The organism is Metabacillus sp. 113a (genome assembly GCF_050107635.1).
In the GTDB taxonomy this organism is placed as follows: domain Bacteria; phylum Bacillota; class Bacilli; order Bacillales; family Bacillaceae; genus Metabacillus_B.
Genome location: NZ_JBNILJ010000002.1, coordinates 348,486 through 368,210 on the forward strand (window position 1 = coordinate 348,486; position 19,725 = coordinate 368,210).

Sequence of the window (19,725 nt, forward strand, 5' to 3'; positions counted from 1 at the left end):
GGGTTAAAAATATTATAATTATTTAAATGTTAAATTATCTCAATAATCAAAGGAGAGTTTTGATTGAAAACGATACTTAGCGATTTCATTAAATATGAAACAGTTGATCAAAATGTTGTTTTAAAATATCAGAATATACTTCCTAAAGAATTAGTTGATGTATGGGAAAACTATGGTTTTGGTACTCTAGCAAATGATTTTTTGAAAATTATTAATCCTGATGATTATTTAGATATTTTAGAAAGTAGTTATTTAAGGCACGACCAAGCGATCCCTATTTTTACTACTGCTATGGGTGATATTATAGTGTAGGAAAAAGGAAAGTATGTAAACTTATTAAATTTTAGGAAAGGGGAGGTTAGTGTAGTTGCATCTGGATTTGAATTCTTTTTAGATGACATAAAAGAAGACGACTTTATGGATGATGAACTAATGTGGCGTCCTTATCCTAAAGCATCTAGTAAATACGGTACTCCTAATTATGACGAATGTTTTGGTTACACCCCTCTGTTAGGTTTAGGTGGAGCAGAGAATGTAGAGAATTTGAAAAAAGTCAAATTAAAGGAACATATTTTAGTTATTACTGAATTTATGGGACCAGTTCAGTAATATTAAATATTTTTACATGGAAGTAATACTTTTCACTACCAAGAATAACTTATTGACCAGAATCGGAAAAAGTGGATTAGTTAAAGCTTTCTTGAATTTTTGATAGGGAGCTTTTTCTAGTTAATAAGGAACTGAATAACAAGCATTGCTTTAACAGCTTAAAGTCACCATCTACTACCGTGGTTCAGTACGAAACAACTGGCGCCGACCTCTACAAAGCAAAACGGGAAACTTCTTGAGGGGTGGCGGCAGCCGTCTACATCCCCGTCTTAGGGTGGGAAGGTCGCCTCGCTAAAGGCGGAAGCGGCGTCATCAAAACCGCCAAACCCATGAACGCCGCCACCCACTCCCTGGACGCCTACAAAACCACCAAAGGCATGGAAATCCTCAGCAAAACCGAAAAAGGCATCTACGGCCTCTACACCGGCAACAGCGCCTGGGAATTCGGCACCGGCACCGACATGTTCGGCAACCAGCTGACGGAAGAACAACGCATGAACGCACTCTGGGGCGGGTTGACAATGGGGGCTGCAGGGGGAGCGGCACACATAATTGATAAAGGCGGGCTGAGAAAATTAGCGGATAAGGCGCCTTATAGTACGGCGTACGCAAAAAATGTTAATGTGGAAAATGGTGTTGCCGTTAATCCAAAGGGGTACAAAGAGACCGGACAAGGCAAAGGGAATAAAGAGAATAAATTTTTAAAATTTGCAAAAATAAACGAAAGAAGTATTGCAAAAGTGGTCCCCAAAGGCAAGTTTGTGAAGAAAAAGTTTGATTGGGGAGAACATTTCAGACATTCTGCAGAAGTGACTTTAAACTCAAACCCAGCCACAATGGGATTACAAGATCAAGTAAAAATGCTTACCGGTCATGACCTTCTTACTTTCAAAAAAGTATCGGATCTAGAAAGAAAGCAATCTGCATCAGCATGGGTGGACGGAATCCCCATTGCCTCAAACATCAAATCTGCTGTAGAAGTCAACTCCGGTGTAAATACCATTACCGGAGAAAAACTCTCTGGTTTTGATAAAGCCGCAGCTGCCCTCACAATTGTAGGCGGGGCATATACCCGTCCAATCAAACCTGGTATTAAAGCAGTTAAAACCATACCGAAACAATTTGTCCGGAAAGCGGATGATGTGGTGGGTAGGGTGGATAAGGAGACGGGTGCATTTAAGGCTTTGAATAAGGGTATGGATAGTTCTATACAATATGGTGAAACTGGTGGAAGAAATATATCCCCAGAGCAGTTCTTTAAGGAAGAAGCTATTGCAGAAGAGATGTATGAAAAATTTAGAAATCTAGGAACAGAAGATGTGAACGCTATAGCTAAAAATTCAGGCTTTTCTGTTGCTAGAATACAAAGGATTAAAGATCATGTTTTTAATAACTCTCATATAAAGGATCATGGAGTTGGGAGATTTGATCCGGATTACGAACTTGGTCAAGCATGGCAAAGATTGATAGATGGGAAACAAGTAGATGCTGATATACAATTATTACATCACGAAATTTTCGAGTCAAAATTTGAGGGTATATTCCAGACTAATTATAGAACAGCTCATGACAAAACAATAGAATCTGGAAGACCATGGAATTGGGAGAAAAACTATGAGGAGTGAAGATTCATGGCGGTTTTTATAATAATGTTGAAGGAATTTGAGGATGAAGATAGGGTAGTTTATCAATATGGACCGAATGAAGATTTAATGGGACGAATTGAATATGATAAAATAAATGGAGTTATCAACCAATTGTCGCAAATTAATTCAAAAGAGTTCGCTGATGAATTTTTCTTTAAAAGAGCAGGAAGACGACTTTCAAGAATGATTATTAAAGAAAATCAAAATTTTGTTGATCGAACAACTATTGAATCTTAATTGCCTGCTTATGTTTATATAGATTTTTTATTAGATATAGGTATGCAAGAGATATAGCACAATATAAAAACCTTGATTAGGTAAATGCCTTTCAAGGTTTTTTTACTTTAATTTTTATTAAAACTGTCTATTTGACCGCGAATTCTTCCATTTGCCAGAAGGGGAAATCCGCTCTGATGGATATGTCGTTCATTCCTTGGAAGCCGCCATATGGACACTCGGACATTCACATTCGTTTCAGGAAGCAGTCTTAAAGGCGGTAAATTTGGGAGACGACACAGATACGGTAGGCTCCATAACAGGGACGTTAGCAGGAATCTATTATAGGGACATTCCCTCCGGCTGGATGGATGCAATTGCAAGAAAACAAGACATAGATGGTCTTCTAAACCGATTTTTTGAGTTCTGTGCTGCAAAAGCCCTGAAAGAAGGAGACGTGTAGAAACGAAAAGCAGTCCAGGATATCACCGGACTGCTTTTTGCGTATATAGATCAATAAAAGGCGAGGAATTGTGCTTATTTACTGAATTTCTCCTAAGATAATAGATTTCTTATCCTACTCATTGTTTCCTCCCTGCTCATTCCATGGGTTAATACACCAAGCACCCCAGAAATTCCAAGGATCAACCAAATCATAGACTCTGTCGTTGAACCAGCCCGTAAAAAACCAGTGAAAAATCCGATTAATACGGCGACCAATAACATCGTTCTAAAACCCAATTTATAACTCCTTTGTATTTTTATAACACGAAAAATACCACATACTCAAGTAACGTGTTTATTATGATTGGTCCAGTAATTCACTGCTGTTATTTTTAATACTTGGATTATTCAGGCGCGGGCTCAACCTTGAAGAAGTCTAATTGTATTATTCGCCTGATTTACTGCTGTCACTAACCTTGAGGCTGTCAATCTGGGGCAATTGCTAAATAGGATTTCTTTGACGTTGTATCTCTTTTAAGGATGTTTTATTTGAAGCATGGGACAGTTTTCGTACTTCAGCATCTTATTTTAATCATTCTGAATAGATGCCCATGGTGTGACAAACAAAATCTTTTAGTCGTCTCCTGACCAGATAAATTGCTGCTAGGATTACTGTTTCTTTTTCTTCGAATAAAACTCGGCTGCTTTTTTGCGGTTGCCGCACAATTCCATGCTGCACCAGCGTCTCTTTCCTGCTTTAGATGTATCGACGAAATAGAGTCTGCATTCTTCATGATTACACTTCCGAATACGCTCGAGAGAAGGTTTTTTAAACGTATTCATAATAGAATCCATGATGTTGTACATTACGTGATCTTCAACGGTTTCCCCTTCAGTTGTCATCTTCAATTTTTCACTATCTGAATGTATGGTTAGGCTGACTTGCAGCTTTTCGACAGCTTTTTTTATTCTATTGATTGTATTTAGCGAAAGCTCTCCTCTTTGTTCGATCTCAGACAATACGGTGGTACAAAGAGTACGGATTGATCGAAGCTCAACAATTAAGGAATCCAGTAATTCTTTTTTTTCGAAAGCTACTATATCAGACTCTCGCAATAGATTATTTTCCTTCATCCATTGAAACGCACTTGATTCAGTAGCTAAGATGTCAATCTCTTGTTTATTAGAGATGTAAATGGTATTGACAAGGTTGATCCATGAAGTCCCACCTAAAGTGAATATTGATTTATCCATAATTTTATCACCTCACCACAATTATAACCACTAAAATAAATTTGACAAGTTATAAATAGTCATGTAACCTAAATTATAACTTCTAAAATAATTTTTAGAGGTTATATAATCCGATTTAAGTATCAAATCCAAAATAAAAATGTATGAGGTGGTAATATGATGGTCAGTCACAAAACTGTTCGTGTTAAGGGTGTAAATATCTTCTATCGGGAAGCAGGTCAAAAGGAAAATCCCACAATTTTGCTGCTTCATGGTTTTCCTTCCTCTTCGCATATGTATAGAAACTTAATACCCGAATTAATGGAGAAATTTCATGTTGTGGCACCAGACTATCCGGGTTTTGGGAATAGCGATCAGCCAGAAATAAATGAATTTGAATATACATTTAGTAACTATGCCCTTCTCATTAATGAGTTTGTCGAGCAATTAAACTTAGAGAAATTTGGTATTTACGTCCATGATTATGGTGCTCCTGTAGGGTTCAGGCTGGCATGCGAACACCCTGAGCGTATTCAGGCCATTGTAACCCAAAACGGAAATGCTTATGAGGAGGGGTTAATGCCTGCTTGGGACCCTGTACGCACATATTGGGATAATCCTAATGAGGACAATAAGAATAACATTAGATTCCTTTTATCAGCAGACTTTACAAAGCATCAATATACAAATGGTACTCGTAACCCAGAACATATTAGTCCGGATGCTTGGAATATGGATCAGTTTGTTTTGGATCGTCCCGGAAATGACGAGATACAGCTTGCTTTGCAATATGACTATAGAAACAACGTAAAACAGTATCCAAACTGGCAGGAATTCTTCAGGACATACCAGCCGCCTGCACTAGCTATATGGGGCAAAAATGACATGTTTTTCGGACCCGAAGGTGCTTTAGCATTTCAGAGGGATCTAGATGACTGCGAAGTGCATTTATTAAATACTGGCCATTTCCCACTAGAAGAAGATTTGAAAACAAGCGCTAATTTAATTAAACAGTTCTTGCAAGACCGTCTGTAATGGGAGAACAATTCATTTTAAGGTATTGAAATAGAAAAATATGGATTCCTTATCAAAGGCGGCTCAATTGATATTTTAGTGTATCCTACTAGTGAGGAAAGTCGTTTATATAATTGCAAAGAAAGGTTCATTAGTGGAAATTTCACTTTATGATGATCCGCGAAGGATGGGTATGCCTCTAATGGATGGTTGTGAATTAGAAGATATTCAAAGTTTAATGCCTGAAAAATTGTTGCCAAATATTATCAGGCTAAAAGAACAAATACTAAGTAACATTTCTACTATCCAAAGCCCTGAACCACCAACAGAGAAAATTATTAAATAAATGAAAGTTATTGCCCTTGAACATGTTTGTTCAAGGTTTTTTTAGTGGGTGGAGTGTCGAATTGAACATCCGGTTCGAGGGTATTTTTAATATCGTAGTTAAACCAATCATCGTTGACTTCCTCCCCGTAAGCTCCAACATAAAAGGAGGCGTCGAAGCAGCCACCGGCTTCAACCCCATCACGCAAAAAGAAGTAGACAGCATCACCAGGGGAGTCGGCGCCCTCGGCCTATTCGGAGGCTTCCTTATCAAAGGCGGCTCTAAGCTGGTCCGAAAAGGGGATGACTTGTGGGGTGTCTTGAATAAGGAGACGAAGAAGGTTGAGGGTAGGGGTATAGTTAATTCTAACCTTGGAAAACTCACTAAAAATAAAAATGGTACATGGACTTCATCTGGTGGATTGGTCCCGATAAAAAGTTTGGAAATAGAGTTAAACATGTTTTAGCACATGCTGAACCAAACCCAATAAAGCTAACCATACTGTATAATACTTTCCTTAGTTGATGAAGCATGGTTAAATAAAAAATCTCCTTTAGCTACCCAGATGCTTATATAGTTCTAATAGGGAGGAATATAGGAACACAGGGTGAACAGTCAATTAAAATCATAGTAAAACCAGGAACTCATTCCTTTCTGCAGCATCAATTGTTTTCAGTGTAATAGCCATTCCGTCAGCCTGGACGGCCCTGGCAGCAGCCAGGAACAAATGGAAGGCAAACCATAAACAAACGTTTGTTTATGTGTCATACATCATACCAATCCTTGTTTTTTTGACAGCTGTTTTTGGATTTTTGCTTTTTGATATTCATGCTGTCCGATTGCTGGCTTGTATGGTGATCGGAGCCATTGAGTTACCAGCGGTTATTTGGTCCGTTCAGTCTTTTTCTCTTAAAATGAGAAAGGATAGGGTCTAAAATTTCAATCGCAGCAGGGCCTTAAAGTATAATGTACATAAATAAGAAAAAGAAAGTGAGTATAGCATGTCATTCATTTCATTAGAAAACGTGATGAAACAGGAAGACCATCGTACGATCTTAAAGAATCTAAACTTAGCAGTCGATAAAACCTCCCAAATCGGAATAAAAATGTCCAGTGAAGAGAGTGCAATCCTTTTCGATTTAATAATGGGAGAGCTTCCGCCTTCCAGCGGGCATATCCGAAGAGAAGCGGGAAAGATTTTATCCGATAAAAAAGATGATGGGTTATACGAGACTTTATCGGTTCAAAGCTACCTGAACTTTTTTAAAGAACTTGCAGATTTTCCTCACCCTCTTGAAGAATACATTGCACAATTCTCTCTATTGGATGTTTGGCGGACAAAAATCAAGAAGCTGACAGGGGATCAGAAGAAAAGGGTTAGTTTATTCAGGATGTTCTTATTTTCCCCGGATGTTCTATTAATTGAGAACCCTCTCAGCAATTCCACAGGGGAAGGAATTGATTTGTATTTAAAAGCATTGGCCCAGATTCGGGTAGGGGATGCAGCCACATTGTTTACGTCCAATTCGATAGAAGATCTGCTGCTTTTGAGCAGTGAAATTTACCGCTATAACCGATTCACCGGACTGGAGCGAACAGACCTTGCTAACGAAACGGAGTCTGATTCAGAGGAGGACTATGAAAGTAAGCCGATTAAGCCAAACAACGTCTTTAAAGTGACGTGTAAATTGGCTGATAAGACGATCTTTTTCAGCCCTGATGAAATTGATTTTATTGAAAGCATCAATAGTGTCAGCAATCTGCGCATTGATGATGAATACTTCCCAACCGATTTAACGATGAATGAACTGGAAGAAAGATTAAGTAAATTTGGATTTTTCAGGTGTCACCGGTCATACTTAGTTAATCTGCAACGGGTGTCTGAGCTGATCAGTTATTCAAAAAATAGCTATACGCTAATTTTAAAGGGCCATCCCCACGTAAAACTCCCCCTTTCCCGGAACCGTTTGGAAGATATGAAACAATTAATTGCTTTTTAGAGTACAGTTGAGGGTGAAATGAGTTCAATTCACCCTCTTTTTGCTGGATTTGAACTTTCTATACGTACCGTTCAACGGAATTTTACGACTTTTCCTGTGCTTTTATCTAAACTAATAAGCAGATGGGGCAGCGTAAAACAACGCTCCCTTAAAAAAGAAAAGGAGAGAAGCCAATGGAAAAAACGACAGTGATTGACGTTGAACAGATCAGCAAAACGTTCAAAGACGAAGTGGCTCTGAAAAATCTCAGCTTTTCCGTTCTTTCGGGTGAAATTTTTGGTTTTCTCGGACCCTCTGGTTCCGGGAAAACCACCACGATTAAAATCTTGACCGGCCAATTAGCGCAATCCTCGGGTACAGCAGCGGTTTTGGGTAAGCCTGTTGAAAAAATAAATGAACAGATTTATGAACAGGTAGGCATCGTTACAGACAACAGCGGATTGTATGAAAGAATGACCGTCTACAGTAATTTAAAGCTTTTTGCGAAAATTTTACGCGTTGAGAAAGAACGAATCGATCATCTTTTAAAAAGAGTGGGGTTGTTTGAACACAGAAATAAATTGGCCAATCAATTATCAAAAGGAATGACTCAGCGCTTAGTTCTTGCAAGAGCTCTATTGCATCAGCCGAAGGTGCTTTTCTTAGATGAACCAACGAGCGGATTGGATCCCAGCACGGCTGCAGCCGTTCATGAGCTGTTATTTGAACTGAAAGAGAGCGGGACCGCTATTTTCCTTACGACCCATAACATGGATGAGGCCACGAAACTTTGCGATCACGTTGCCCTCCTGAATGATGGACTCATTGTGGAGCATGGTTCTCCCAGGGCTCTAAGCCTTAAGTACAATCAAAACAAAAGCTACCATATTGTATTAAAGGATGAGAGGGAATTCACGCTGCCCCATTCTGAAGAATCAAGGGAAGCAATCAATCAGTGGATGGCGGATGATGAGCTTGTCACAATCCACTCAAATGAGCCCACGCTGGAAAGAGTTTTCTTGGAATTAACGGGGAGGGGATTACTATGAAGGTTTCATTCAGGAAAATCAGAGCCATCGCAGGAATGAAGCTTCAAACGATACTGAATAATACGGGTGTCATGCTGGGGCCGCTCCTTGCATTAGGGTTTGTTTTTGCGTTGAAAAATATCATGCCTGACTTAGATGTAAACAAAAACGGAGTAAGCTTCTCAACGAATGCATTCGTACTTAGCTTCGGAATCGTTTTTAATATCGCCATAGCCGGTATTTCAATGAGCAGCGGCCCTTTAGCAGAAGAAAAGGAAAAAAACACACTGAGAGTGCTGATGACTTCTTCTGTAAACGGGTTAGAGTACTTAATAGGCACGTTGCTGCCGCCCCTGCTGATCCTTATCACCGTCAATATAGTGATGATTCCCGTAAGCGGATCCTCATTCGGCGAGATTCAATTTGGAAGTTACTTGCTGATTACAACTGCGGCTAGCATAATCAGTCTGCTCATCGGCTACATCATAGGCATATTTACAAAAAATCAGGCCCAAACATCACTGCTCACCATGCCCATCACCTTACTTTTAACCTCCGTTCCGGCAATAAAACTCTTACAGGAGGATTTATCGGATATGCTAAACTACACGTATACGGGCGTGTTAACCAACTATTCCAACAGGATTTTCTCGGAAAGCGGATACCAATGGAACCTGACAGACAGCAGTGTCCTCTTCGGCTGGTTCGTTATTACTCTGGGCATTTTCATTTACGCTTACAAGAAAAATGGCTTGGATCATTAACAATTCGAAAGGAATGATACGAAAATGTTTCGAAGCAAAAAAGAAAAACGTTTTGAAGAAAGGCACGTGCAAAATTCTCAGCAAGGCTTAATCTATATCTGGGTAGATCGTGAAACAGGTGTAAACTATTTATATACGTGGAATTCTCAAGGCTGTGCTCTCACCCCGCTACTGGATGAAAACGGAAACGTAATCGTTGAACCCGTTGAGGAGAAGTAAAAAGAGAGCTATCTATCTCCTCCTCCTCAAAAACAGCATATAATGCAAAGCATTCCCGGCTACCAGAATCCAGAAAATCAAAGCCAGGTAATCCCTCGCATGGATGGGTAAGTGAAAGTAAGCGAGAAGTGCGAAAACCACAGCACCCGCTATAAGATTAGCTAATGTATACTTAATCATGCAAATCACTTCCTAAATGGGGGATGTGGGACTGTAATAGCATGACATATCAGGGCGGGATTTCCATGAGAAAAAATCGTCACTTTTCATTGCGAAAAAAGTCAAAGGTTTTAAAGATGTATCTACCAAAGCACTTTGAAAGACCCAGGATTTATGGCTATTGGCAGGTGAAGGAATACATACAGGGGTACATTCCTGTTTATATGGTCGGAGACAGATTAGAGGACTTGAGGCGCTGAATATGAAAAGATTTATTTCCATTGCGATTTCTTATTCAATCCGGAAAGCTGTGAACGCAAATGCCCGGAGCTGATACTCCAACCGGATGAGGGAATCTCTCGACCGGGAACGAGGCGAAGCGTTTATTGACACAGGAAAATCCGACATACAGCTTACACTAAGTTTCTTATCAACTGCTTCAATCAGCTGTTCAAAGCGGTGACAGTGTCATAGAGAGATTCGGAGTGGGGTCCTGAAGGAGTTCTCGGTTGACGTAATTGGAAGTAATCTATTGAGAAAATAATTGGTTGGGCGGAAGGACAAAAGTACGGGACAATAAAAAATTTCCGGGACCAAACCCGGGGGGCCGAAATCCGGATTATGATGCGCCCCGGTGCAGCTTGCAGGTCAAAAGCAGAAGGACCCGGCAACCAATGAGCCGAAATCTGGATCGTTTAACCGACTTAGTACAGCTTGTAACTCAAAAACAGAAGGACCCGGCAACCAATGAGCCCGCCCAGCCTGTCGAGTTTAGTCGAAAAGTCTTTATATGAAAAGTACGGACAATATATTGCGGAGTACGGACAATAAAACAAAAGTAAGGACAATAAAACGAAGAGTACGGACAATAAAAAATTTCTAGGACCAAACCCGGGCTGAAATCCGGATTGTTCAACCGACTCGGTCCAGCTTGCAGCTCAAAACCAGAAGGAACCGGTAACAAACAAGCCGAAATCTGGATCGTTTAACCGACTTAGTACAGCTTGTAACTCAAAAACAGAAGGACCCGGCAACCAATCAGTCCGCCCAATCTGTCGAATTTGGTCGAAAAGTCTTTATATGAAAAGTACGGACTATATAATGCGGAGTACGGACAATAAAACGAAAGTACGGACAATAAATTAAAAGTACGGACAATAAAACGAAGAGTACGGACAATAAAAAATTTCCAGGACCAAACCCGGGCTGAAATCCGGATTGTTCAACCGACTCGGTCCAGCTTGCAGCTCAAAAGCAGAAGGAACCGGTAACAAACAAGCCGAAATCTGGATCGTTTAACTGACTTAGTACAGCTTGTAACTCAAAACAGAAGGACCCGGCAACCAATCAGTCCGCCCAATCTGTCGAATTTAGTCGAAAAGTCTTTATATGAAAAGTACGGACAATATATTGCGGAGTACGGACAATAAAACAAAAGTACGGACAATAAAATGAAGAGTACGGACAATAAAACGAAGAGTACGGACAATAAAAAATTTCCAGGACCAAACCCGGGCTGAAATCCGGATTGTTGTTGCTTTAAAATAAAGTTTGATCAAATCGATATTAATAACCTTGATAAACGATCATAGAAAAGAGCGTGTTTTGTAAAGAGGAATGATCAAAACACGCTCTAAATTTTTTTAATTGACTCATTCTTTTATAAAAAAGTTTGATCATTCCCTATCTATACAGCTCCAATATAAAGAGTAAAGAATTAGTGATCGTAAACCCCTTTATGTTACTTAAATAATTTAATAGAATTCCCCAGTATTCAAATCCATTAAATCTTTTAAAGAAATGGACGGTTTAAATTGATCGCCATATTTACCATTTCGAGTTTGTTCGTCATATTTAAATGAAATATTATAATATTTACCGGCCTTAGTTTTCGGTACTAACCCATTATCAACCAAAAATTTAGCTACACCCTTTAGAGCCTTTTCATCATCAGTAGAATACCAAATAATCACCAATGAGCCATCCTTTGCAAATGGATTAAAAGCAAGCATATCTGGATCAGTATGTTTAACTAATGGAGTGACACCTTGTTTGATTGCCTTAAGTATTAATTCTTGCGTTTCATTTGAAATATCCTCTTGTACAAAAGTCATAAATTTACCTACATTATCTGTTTCTCTAAATGTGTTAATACCATACCAACACCATCCACCCATCTTACGACTTACTAATTCACCTTTCACTCATCTTCCCCTCTTTTCTTGTCATAATTAATAACTTAATTAGGCTATTAACTTATAGTCTTCCATATGTAAGCCCTTTTTAATAGTATAACCATTATATATTTCTTCTTGAATCGTATATTCTCATATCAATTTACTCCATAATCTGGCCCCGATTGTGGAACTAGGAATAATCCTTCACATGAATACAGGATTTATAAACAAACTTTATTTATATGGACAATCTTTTTTATAAAACTACAATTGTTCAACTGCCTCGGTCCAGCTTGCAGCTCAAAAGCAGAAGGAACCGGTAACAAACAAGCCGGAATCTGAATCGTTTAACCGACTTAGTACAGCTTGTAACTCAAAACAGAAGGACCCGGCAACCAATCAGTCCGCCCAATCTGTCGAATTTAGTCGAAAAGTCTTTATATGAAAAGTACGGACAATATAATGCGGAGTATGGACAATAAAATGAAAGTACGGACAATAAATTAAAAGTACGGACAATAAAACGAAGAGTTCGGACAATAAATAATTTCCAGGACCAAACCTGGGCCGAAATCCTGCTTAATACCGCCTCAAAACACCCTAAGAACCCCCAAAAGACAGGCGGAAAAGTAAATAATAAGCCCGCACACTCATCCGAAGCCAAAAAACCACAAAAAAGAGACGCGAAAGGCCGGATCCCCCTTCCACGTCTCACTACAAGAAAACATCCAACTGCCAAATCCCAACTGCTCAACCGCCAACTCCTGCTTAAGCCTGATCCTTAAGCATCTCGTAGACTGCATCATACGAAAGCGCGCCGGCAATGATGAGTCCGACTGAAACTGAGATGATAAACAAAAGAATGGCTACTGCTTTGTTCCCTTCCTCGACTTTCCTGGCGAGGGAGATTTTCGGGAAGAGAAGGTGCTCGACGATCCAGTATGACAGGATTTGAGCGGCGATTCCGAATGCGCTCCATAAAGTGTAGTCGAGAAGGTTCAGCGAGTATTGGGCGGCGGCCCAGATGACGACGGCGAGTCCGAGTATTTTGCCGCCGAGTTTGATGGCGGCTGCGGTATTTGCTTGCTCTAGTATTTGCTTACGCTCGCTCATTTTGGTGGTGATGCTGAAAAGGAAGGCGCCTGCGATTAAAAAGGCGAGCCCGATTCCTAAATAGGTGAGTGTGTGAAGCAACGCGTCCATTATTGATCCGCTCCTTTTTTGATTGGCTTGATGCCTGCCGGGAGAAAGCAGGCTTCGTTTCCGGTGATGGCGCTTCCGGCTCTTATTCCAAATGCTTCTGCTTTTTGCCCGATTACAAATGATCCGATGAGCAGACGGGCTGTTTCTTTCCCGAATGGCGTTTGAATCGCGGCGGCTGGGAGATCCTGATGCTGCTGATAAACCTTTAGCGAATCATCATAGGTTTTCAGCTTGTTCGCTTCAAGCGGCTGGCCGTCTGGTCCGAAAACGGTGATGGTATCTCCTTCTCTTCCGAAAGCGGGTTTTTCTACATATTTGACGCCTTTTTTCAAGAAGGGCTCGTTTTCCAGGTAAGTAGGCAGATAGTGGTCCCGGATCCATTCATGCTCGGTTTCGTTAAAAAACGCATGATTGCTTTCATGCAATCCCCAGATCAGCGCCTGGACAGCTTTGGACTGGAGCAGAAAAGAAGAGAGCGGGTTGATCACCGCAAGCTTTTCATCCTTGACAAGCTTCAGCAGCTCGATGCCGATGGCTGTGCCGTCCTCGCTTTTGTCGTTTATCAAATGCTCAATCGGATAGGTTTGCCGGTACAGAATATCAATTTTTTCCCCATCAGGAGTGAACAGGCCTTCCTCTTCAATAAGCTGGAGCTGATCGAGAGGGATGGTTTCGTGCGGGTAGCCAAACGTCCGGCCGAGGTAAAGGGCGGTGTTCCAATCCTCTTCATGGTCCGAGTGGGCGGTAAAAACAACCTTTGGAGCCTGACGGCTGTTCCAAAGCTCCCGGACGGCACGGCGGATGGCGGTTTGCAGGGCAAGCTCGGACCCGGCATTTGGATCCTTATAGCCGAAATGCCTGGCTGCAAGCCCGTTTACATGAAACAGCTCATAAATAAAGGTCGGAGTATCGGCGTTTATTTCAAAGTGCTTCCACCCGTCCGGAGTCTTGACAAGATCCACCCGCCGGATGACTCCCTCCTGAGTTAAGGGCTTTGTTTTTATGTATGGGATCGATTCTGCAGGGATTCCAAGCTCGGTCAGGGTCTCATCCGGCAGTGAACGGAGGAGGGGAGCGGTTTTGTCATAAATCGCTGCTATCCGGTCCGTTGCCGTTCGGATGGCAGCCGCTTCTTCCTCGGTTATGCTGTATACGTCATAAAGGGCGTAGGGCTCACCGAACAGGTCGTGCCAGAAGGCGGGAACCGTTTCGTAAAAGGCCTGCCGCTTTTGTTCATGACTGGCGTTTCTTGCTCTCATTATCCGCCGAAGCCGCCTCTCGTTCCGCTTCCAATTCCGGATTTTCCGCCCTTTACATACGATTTGTATTTGGAGCTTTTTTTCAAAGCATTCGCAGTGGCAAAAAATGCGCCGCCGTAAAAAAAGTGGCCATAATGCGGGCTTCGGTCATCGTCGCATTCCCAAACCTCTAACTCGTTATCCCACTCCCAGTCATCACAAGACTGATCATCCGGCGGATCAGGGCGGTCGGCCGACTGGGAGGAGCAGCCGGACATCCCGATCGCGAATATGGAGGCTGTCGCTGTAACGAGCACTTGTTTCATCATTCGTTCCGTCTTCCTCATTTGCTGGACCTCCTTTTCAATACCGTCTTAATGAAGTGTATCATAATTTTTTCTGAAAAAAACACATTCTTCCATATATAATAAGGGAAGAAAGGAAGTGCTGACCGATGAAACGAAAGCTAGAGTACCGTTTGAATGATCCATCCCAAGGCTACCCGGCTATCTACCATTTTGATGACCTGGAACCGCTCCAGATCTTTTGCAGACGGAACTGTGATTTTTTCATATTGGAAGGAACCGTCTATGAGACAACGAGCTCTTTTTTAAAAGACAGCAGCTTCGTCATTTACGTGAAAAAAAGCGACGACGAAAAGCCATTCCGCCAGGCAGAAGCCGAACGGCGCCTCGGAGTGGAGGTCCGTCTTTATAAAGAATACGCAGAAAGCCCCGAAATCATGTTTTTGCCGTGCTTTGACCATGTCGAAGTGTTCTCATACCTGGATAATACCTATCTCGTTCTGGAAGGAAAGGAATACGAAAGAGTCAGTGCGGAAATGGATCAGGACCGGCTGATGTATGTGCTTTATGTGAGGGAGACGGGGGAGAGGGTTTAATTAAAAAAAGGCGGTCTTACCCGCCTTCTCCAGTTTACTTGCTTTCCTGTTCTTCTTGCAGCTCGTCCTTGTCATCATTCTTGTTCATCTCATCATTTTGTTCTGACGGCTCCTCTGTCGGATCGGGTTCTTCTTCATCATTTGGCGCATTGCATCCGGCAAGCAGTCCTATGCTTAAAAGAGAAGCTGCCGATAAAGTCATCCATTTTTTTAGCTTCATGATTCGTTCCTCCTTTTTTGCTTAGGATGTGGCGGAGGAGACATTTTATGCATGCTTATGGAAAAATGCAGGGATTGGGTGGTGTGATTAAGATTCAGGGTCAGATGATGAAGGATACAATCTACCCCAGAGTTCATTGGGTTCTTCGGTTGGAAGGCCATGGCTGGTATGATTTTACCGTCTTTATACAGCAGATTCTTCGTTATTGGGGGGCGATTCCTCAATTTGTATGCTCATCCTTTTTTTTCGCCTGTTTTTTTAACTGGTTTTAGCTATTCCGGAGGGTGCCCTATCAGGATATCGACCGTACTTTTGCTTTATCGACCGAAAATGACGGGAAATCGATCGAAATGGAAATATATCGGCCGAAATCTGTATAAATCGACCGAAATCAAATTATATCGACTTTTCGACAAGGTTCGTGCTTCCTCGCCGTCCGCAATGCCCATCCCAGCCAGCAAACCAGCTTAATCCTCAATCATCAAACCACACCCATCGACTTTCCGATAAGGTTGGTCCACTCGCCGCCCGCCACTCCCATCCTAACCAGCAAACCAGCTCAATCCTCGATATCATCGAACCCCACCCATCGACTTTTCGATAAGGTTGGTCCACTCGCCGCCCGCCACTCCCATCCTAACCAGCAAACCAGCTCAATCCTCGATATCATCGAACCCCACCCATCGACTTTTCGACAAGGTTCGTGCTTCCTCGCCGTCCGCCAATCCATCCCAGCCAGCAAACCAGCTCAATCCTCCATCATCACGCCCCAGCCATCGACCTCTCCCCCATAAGGCTCACATAATTCCTGAAGACGCTCCTGTATGCCGGTAATGTTCTCATACGTAAGCATCAGTTGAATAAAGCAAGCAACGGTCCATTCCTCCAATTCCTCATCCATTTCCAGCTCGCTGTTAATCCCTTCTTCTTTCAAAGCTCCAGCAACCGCCTGGCCGCTTACCTGGTCTGGGACAGCAATGAAAAAGTCAACGTTTTGAGGCTTGCTGAAGTCCACTCCCTCTTTATAGAGCATCTTTAAAATCTTGCCGTCTTCATCTTTTGGAAATTTCATGCAGGATTCTCCCATCTATTGTTTGTTTATGTCTAATTATACGGAACCCGTTCTCTTTAAAAAACCCCGGGATTTGCCGATATAAGGGGAAAGGATAATACGAAGGAGACTTTTACATAGATGGAACATGTATATCATATCCCCATTGTCATTTTATCGATTATTATTGCAGTGATGGCCTCGTTCGCTGCCCTTGATTTGAGCATAAAAGTGAGCCGGGCCAGGCCTCCAGCCCGCTATATCTGGCTTTCATCCGGTGCCATAGCGATGGGGCTTGGCATTTGGGCGATGCATTTTGTTGCCATGCTTGCGTTTCATTTATCCATTCCTGTTTCCTATCATCTCGGATGGGTTGTCCTGTCCATTATTCCGGCGATTATTGCCTCTGCCTTGGCGCTCTATATCATAAGCCGGCCTGCTCAGGGGCTGCGGCAAAATGCATGGGGGGCCCTGTTTATGGCAGCAGGTATTGTGTCGATGCATTATACGGGGATGGAAGCGATGGAAATGGCGGCGGATATTGAATATGATCCGTTCCTCTGGTCACTTTCGGCCATCATTGCTTTCGCAGCCTCCATCGTGGCTTTATACCTCCTGCAATACGTAAGCCAGCGCTACAATCAGCCCGGGATTTGGAAAAGCAAAGCCGGAAGCGCTGTACTCATGGGGTTTGCGATATCCGGAATGCATTATACAGGGATGGCTGCAGCGAAATTCAAACCACACTCCCACGACGGCCATCAGATGCAAGGGGGCTTTGACAGCACCATATTAGCCTACTCGGTTGCTTTTGGCATCCTGATCATACTCAGCGCTGTCTTTATCAGTATTTTTGTCGACCGGCGGTTTGAATATCAATCGATTCGGTCAGAACGGAAATTCCGATCAGTCATTGAGTCAGCGAATGATGCCATTATCTTAGCTGATTCTAAAGGGGAGATCATCTCATGGAATATGGGGGCCCAGCGCATGTTTGGCTTTGAAGAGGCCGAGATTCTTGGCAAAAGACTGCAGCTGATCATTCCTGACCGGTTTAAAGAAGCCCACCAAAAAGGCATGGAGCGCTATCTTTCGACAGGAACCGCTAAGGTTATCGGAAGAACAATGGAGCTTTTCGGTCTGAATAAACAGGGAACCGAATTTCCCATTGAACTGTCTCTTGCTTCCTGGAAGGAAGAGGGGAAAACCTTTCTCAGCAGCATCATCCGGGATATAACGGAGCGGAAGCGAAACGAGGAAAAAATAAATCAAATGGTGTATCGGGACGCATTGACGGGACTGCCGAACAGGCTATTGTTCAATGACCGCTTATCCTCGGCGATTGATCAGGCAGATGAAACGAAGCACACCCTCGCCGTTCTGTTTATTGATTTAGACCGCTTTAAAAATATCAACGATACACTAGGTCATGATTCAGGAGATTTATTGCTGATTGAAGTAGCGGCCCGGATTCAATCCGCCGTTGGAAAATCAGATACCGTCTGCAGGCAGGGGGGAGATGAATTTATTATTCTCTTCCCGCACGCAACATCAAGCGAAGCGACAAAGAAAGCCCAAAAGGTGATTGACCTTTTCCACCAATCCATCCTCGTCAACGGGCATGAACTGTTTGTCACTCCGTCCATCGGAATTGCCATGTACCCCTCTGATGGAAAAGAAATCGAGAGCCTGATAAAAAATGCGGATACCGCCATGTACCGGGTGAAGGAGCAAGGGAAAAACAGCTTTCAGTTTTATGCCCCAATCATGAATGAACTCATCTCGAAAAAAATGAAGCTCGAAACCGGTCTCCGCAAAGCTCTGCAGCAAAAAGAGCTAAAGGTCGTCTATCAGCCGCAGGTAGAGGTCAAAACCGGTAAGCTGATTGGAGCTGAGGCGCTGCTGCGGTGGCATCACCCGGAATGGGGACTCATATCCCCTGCGGAATTCATCCCAATCGCAGAAGAAACCGGCCTGATTATCCCGATTGGAGAATGGGTGCTGCGTGAGGCATGTTTTCAAAACAAATCATGGCAAAATAACGGCTACCCGCCATTAAGGATAGCGGTCAATATCTCCTCCCTGCAATTTAAGCAAAGCAATCTCGTTGAAAAGGTGAGCAATATTTTAGCGCACGCAAACCTTGAACCGCAATATTTAGAGCTGGAGCTCACAGAGAGCATCATCCAGGACTCTGAGCATGCCGTTATGAAAATGCAGCAGCTGAGGGATATGGGGATTCACCTTTCCATCGATGACTTTGGCACAGGCTACTCATCACTCAGCTATCTGAAAACATTTCCAATCAACACCCTGAAAATCGACCAAACCTTTACACGAAACATCTATACAGACCCAAAAGACGCATCGCTCGTGGACACCATCATCAACATGGCCCACAACCTGAACCTGAAGGTCATTGCCGAAGGCGTCGAAACAGAGGAACAGCTCCACTTCCTTCAGAAAAAACAATGCAACGAAGCTCAAGGCTACTATTTCAGCCGCCCGATCCCACCGGAGGAAATGCAGGTGCTGCTGGAAAACCAGGCAATATAAATGGAAAGAGGATTCATCTCATGTGGATGAATCCTCATTTTCATTACTTCGTGACGTTTTTAACTTCCCCTGTACCTGGAACAGTATAAGAAAGCTTCAGCATTTCACCGGTATTGTTCTTTTTAAAGTACATGACATCTCCGCCGGCAATTTCCCCGCTGTAAATCTGGCCTTTTACCGTTCCAGTAACTGTAACGTTTACAGGAACTCCATTTGGATTAGATAAACGAAGTGTTCTTTCGTTTTCTCCGTCTTTAGGTTCGTCTTGATTTGTAACGACTGTAAATACAAGTGCTTCACCGACTACTTGAACATCACTATGATCTACTACCCTCTCGCTGATGACATCTTTATCTAGTTCGCTAACTGCTTTAGCTGTCAGTGACTTAACACTTTCCATATCCTCATTAGCTTTTGCGATATCTCCGTTTGCTTTAGTTACTTCTTCATTTCCTTTAGTAACCGCTGTATTTGCTTTCCCTAGCTGCTCATTTAAACGGTCTACTTCCCCTTCTAAGCGATCAATTTCAAGGTTTTTCTGATTGATTGTAGAATTAGCTGTTCCGATCTTGCTTGCTGCTTCATCTGCCGTTAAGAGAATACGGTCCTGAAGCTTATCGACGTTCATTTTGATTTCGTCCATGAAAGTTGCTCCAGTGTAAGCTACTGCTGAAACGGTTAAGGTTCCTGCCATAATCCCCGCAAATACTTTTCCAGAAATAAATCCCATGAATAATTCCTCC

Annotated in this window: 20 protein-coding genes and 1 pseudogene; 13 read left to right on the top strand and 8 right to left on the bottom strand. The window is 42.4% G+C overall.

What is annotated here, in order from left to right:
• Positions 1-63 precede the first annotated feature (63 nt).
• The 4 genes and pseudogenes from ACQCVE_RS06030 (at position 64) to ACQCVE_RS06045 (ending at position 2,934) form a co-directional block, all read left to right on the top strand.
• Positions 64-609: pseudogene (locus ACQCVE_RS06030) on the top strand (T6SS immunity protein Tdi1 domain-containing protein).
• 242 nt (positions 610-851) lie between these two features.
• Positions 852-2,234: a pre-toxin TG domain-containing protein gene (locus tag ACQCVE_RS06035; RefSeq protein ID WP_426862077.1), complete on the top strand. Its 1,383-nt coding sequence runs from the start codon at positions 852-854 to the stop codon at positions 2,232-2,234.
• 6 nt (positions 2,235-2,240) lie between these two features.
• The gene (locus tag ACQCVE_RS06040) at positions 2,241-2,492 is read left to right on the top strand and encodes a hypothetical protein (RefSeq protein WP_426842994.1); all 252 of its coding nucleotides are present in this window, start codon (positions 2,241-2,243) and stop codon (positions 2,490-2,492) included.
• A 151-nt stretch (positions 2,493-2,643) separates the two neighbouring features.
• On the top strand, positions 2,644-2,934 hold the full coding sequence (locus tag ACQCVE_RS06045) for an ADP-ribosylglycohydrolase family protein (RefSeq protein WP_426862079.1): 291 nt from the start codon (positions 2,644-2,646) through the stop codon (positions 2,932-2,934).
• Between the two features lie 650 nt (positions 2,935-3,584).
• Here ACQCVE_RS06045 and ACQCVE_RS06050 read toward each other — a convergent pair.
• The gene (locus ACQCVE_RS06050) at positions 3,585-4,169 is read right to left on the bottom strand and encodes a CGNR zinc finger domain-containing protein (RefSeq protein WP_426862080.1); all 585 of its coding nucleotides are present in this window, start codon (positions 4,167-4,169) and stop codon (positions 3,585-3,587) included.
• Positions 4,170-4,325: 156 nt separating this feature from the next.
• Between ACQCVE_RS06050 and ACQCVE_RS06055 the strand changes: the two genes are divergently transcribed.
• From ACQCVE_RS06055 to ACQCVE_RS06085, 7 genes are all read left to right on the top strand, one after another.
• On the top strand, positions 4,326-5,183 hold the full coding sequence (locus tag ACQCVE_RS06055; protein WP_426862082.1) for an alpha/beta fold hydrolase: 858 nt from the start codon (positions 4,326-4,328) through the stop codon (positions 5,181-5,183).
• A gap of 181 nt (positions 5,184-5,364) precedes the next feature.
• A complete protein-coding gene (locus tag ACQCVE_RS06060; protein WP_426862083.1) occupies positions 5,365-5,508 on the top strand; it encodes a hypothetical protein in 144 nt (47 codons plus the stop codon).
• 61 nt (positions 5,509-5,569) lie between these two features.
• Complete coding sequence (locus ACQCVE_RS06065; protein ID WP_426862085.1) at positions 5,570-5,953, top strand: pre-toxin TG domain-containing protein; 384 nt, start codon at positions 5,570-5,572, stop codon at positions 5,951-5,953.
• Positions 5,954-6,488: 535 nt separating this feature from the next.
• Positions 6,489-7,487 carry a LytTR family transcriptional regulator DNA-binding domain-containing protein gene (locus ACQCVE_RS06070; protein ID WP_426842976.1) on the top strand — a complete coding sequence of 333 codons (999 nt, stop codon included), beginning with the start codon at positions 6,489-6,491 and terminating at the stop codon, positions 7,485-7,487.
• 173 nt (positions 7,488-7,660) lie between these two features.
• The gene (locus ACQCVE_RS06075) at positions 7,661-8,515 is read left to right on the top strand and encodes an ABC transporter ATP-binding protein (protein ID WP_426862087.1); all 855 of its coding nucleotides are present in this window, start codon (positions 7,661-7,663) and stop codon (positions 8,513-8,515) included.
• A complete protein-coding gene (locus ACQCVE_RS06080; RefSeq protein ID WP_426862089.1) occupies positions 8,512-9,258 on the top strand; it encodes an ABC transporter permease in 747 nt (248 codons plus the stop codon). Before ACQCVE_RS06075 ends, ACQCVE_RS06080 begins: the two co-directional genes overlap by 4 nt.
• Positions 9,259-9,282: 24 nt before the next feature.
• Positions 9,283-9,477: a DUF6440 family protein gene (locus ACQCVE_RS06085; RefSeq protein WP_426842972.1), complete on the top strand. Its 195-nt coding sequence runs from the start codon at positions 9,283-9,285 to the stop codon at positions 9,475-9,477.
• 1,913 nt (positions 9,478-11,390) lie between these two features.
• On the opposite strand, the gene ACQCVE_RS06090 is transcribed toward ACQCVE_RS06085, so the two are convergent.
• From ACQCVE_RS06090 to ACQCVE_RS06105, 4 genes are all read right to left on the bottom strand, one after another.
• Positions 11,391-11,840, bottom strand: coding sequence for a hypothetical protein (locus tag ACQCVE_RS06090; RefSeq protein ID WP_426862090.1), 450 nt, complete (start codon positions 11,838-11,840; stop codon positions 11,391-11,393).
• A gap of 741 nt (positions 11,841-12,581) precedes the next feature.
• Positions 12,582-13,016, bottom strand: a complete 435-nt coding sequence (locus ACQCVE_RS06095) for a DUF350 domain-containing protein (RefSeq protein WP_426842969.1) — start codon at positions 13,014-13,016, stop codon at positions 12,582-12,584.
• Positions 13,016-14,275, bottom strand: coding sequence for a glutathionylspermidine synthase family protein (locus ACQCVE_RS06100; RefSeq protein WP_426862092.1), 1,260 nt, complete (start codon positions 14,273-14,275; stop codon positions 13,016-13,018). The genes ACQCVE_RS06095 and ACQCVE_RS06100 overlap by 1 nt, the downstream gene beginning before the upstream one ends.
• Positions 14,275-14,601 carry a hypothetical protein gene (locus ACQCVE_RS06105; protein WP_426842967.1) on the bottom strand — a complete coding sequence of 109 codons (327 nt, stop codon included), beginning with the start codon at positions 14,599-14,601 and terminating at the stop codon, positions 14,275-14,277. The genes ACQCVE_RS06100 and ACQCVE_RS06105 overlap by 1 nt, the downstream gene beginning before the upstream one ends.
• Positions 14,602-14,708: 107 nt before the next feature.
• Between ACQCVE_RS06105 and ACQCVE_RS06110 the strand changes: the two genes are divergently transcribed.
• A complete protein-coding gene (locus ACQCVE_RS06110) occupies positions 14,709-15,155 on the top strand; it encodes a hypothetical protein (protein WP_426862094.1) in 447 nt (148 codons plus the stop codon).
• A 34-nt stretch (positions 15,156-15,189) separates the two neighbouring features.
• Here the strand turns inward: ACQCVE_RS06110 and ACQCVE_RS06115 are convergent, their stop codons facing one another.
• Together ACQCVE_RS06115 and ACQCVE_RS06120 are read right to left on the bottom strand one after the other, a co-directional pair.
• The gene (locus ACQCVE_RS06115) at positions 15,190-15,375 is read right to left on the bottom strand and encodes a hypothetical protein (protein WP_426842964.1); all 186 of its coding nucleotides are present in this window, start codon (positions 15,373-15,375) and stop codon (positions 15,190-15,192) included.
• 748 nt (positions 15,376-16,123) lie between these two features.
• Positions 16,124-16,447, bottom strand: coding sequence for a ribonuclease E inhibitor RraB (locus ACQCVE_RS06120; protein WP_426862096.1), 324 nt, complete (start codon positions 16,445-16,447; stop codon positions 16,124-16,126).
• A 120-nt stretch (positions 16,448-16,567) separates the two neighbouring features.
• Between ACQCVE_RS06120 and ACQCVE_RS06125 the strand changes: the two genes are divergently transcribed.
• Positions 16,568-18,982, top strand: coding sequence for an EAL domain-containing protein (locus ACQCVE_RS06125; RefSeq protein ID WP_426862098.1), 2,415 nt, complete (start codon positions 16,568-16,570; stop codon positions 18,980-18,982).
• Positions 18,983-19,025: 43 nt separating this feature from the next.
• On the opposite strand, the gene ACQCVE_RS06130 is transcribed toward ACQCVE_RS06125, so the two are convergent.
• Positions 19,026-19,712, bottom strand: a complete 687-nt coding sequence (locus ACQCVE_RS06130) for a coiled-coil domain-containing protein (protein ID WP_426862099.1) — start codon at positions 19,710-19,712, stop codon at positions 19,026-19,028.
• Positions 19,713-19,725 lie beyond the last annotated feature (13 nt).

Coding starts and splice junctions, on each gene's coding strand:
- ACQCVE_RS06040 (WP_426842994.1), top strand. CDS start 2,241: ATGGCGGTTTTTATAATAATGTTGAAGGAATTTGAGGATGAAGATAGG.
- ACQCVE_RS06050 (WP_426862080.1), bottom strand. CDS start 4,169: ATGGATAAATCAATATTCACTTTAGGTGGGACTTCATGGATCAACCTT.
- ACQCVE_RS06055 (WP_426862082.1), top strand. CDS start 4,326: ATGATGGTCAGTCACAAAACTGTTCGTGTTAAGGGTGTAAATATCTTC.
- ACQCVE_RS06060 (WP_426862083.1), top strand. CDS start 5,365: ATGGATGGTTGTGAATTAGAAGATATTCAAAGTTTAATGCCTGAAAAA.
- ACQCVE_RS06070 (WP_426842976.1), top strand. CDS start 6,489: ATGTCATTCATTTCATTAGAAAACGTGATGAAACAGGAAGACCATCGT.
- ACQCVE_RS06075 (WP_426862087.1), top strand. CDS start 7,661: ATGGAAAAAACGACAGTGATTGACGTTGAACAGATCAGCAAAACGTTC.
- ACQCVE_RS06080 (WP_426862089.1), top strand. CDS start 8,512: ATGAAGGTTTCATTCAGGAAAATCAGAGCCATCGCAGGAATGAAGCTT.
- ACQCVE_RS06085 (WP_426842972.1), top strand. CDS start 9,283: ATGTTTCGAAGCAAAAAAGAAAAACGTTTTGAAGAAAGGCACGTGCAA.
- ACQCVE_RS06095 (WP_426842969.1), bottom strand. CDS start 13,016: ATGGACGCGTTGCTTCACACACTCACCTATTTAGGAATCGGGCTCGCC.
- ACQCVE_RS06100 (WP_426862092.1), bottom strand. CDS start 14,275: ATGAGAGCAAGAAACGCCAGTCATGAACAAAAGCGGCAGGCCTTTTAC.
- ACQCVE_RS06105 (WP_426842967.1), bottom strand. CDS start 14,601: ATGAGGAAGACGGAACGAATGATGAAACAAGTGCTCGTTACAGCGACA.
- ACQCVE_RS06110 (WP_426862094.1), top strand. CDS start 14,709: ATGAAACGAAAGCTAGAGTACCGTTTGAATGATCCATCCCAAGGCTAC.
- ACQCVE_RS06115 (WP_426842964.1), bottom strand. CDS start 15,375: ATGAAGCTAAAAAAATGGATGACTTTATCGGCAGCTTCTCTTTTAAGC.
- ACQCVE_RS06120 (WP_426862096.1), bottom strand. CDS start 16,447: ATGAAATTTCCAAAAGATGAAGACGGCAAGATTTTAAAGATGCTCTAT.
- ACQCVE_RS06125 (WP_426862098.1), top strand. CDS start 16,568: ATGGAACATGTATATCATATCCCCATTGTCATTTTATCGATTATTATT.
- ACQCVE_RS06130 (WP_426862099.1), bottom strand. CDS start 19,712: ATGGGATTTATTTCTGGAAAAGTATTTGCGGGGATTATGGCAGGAACC.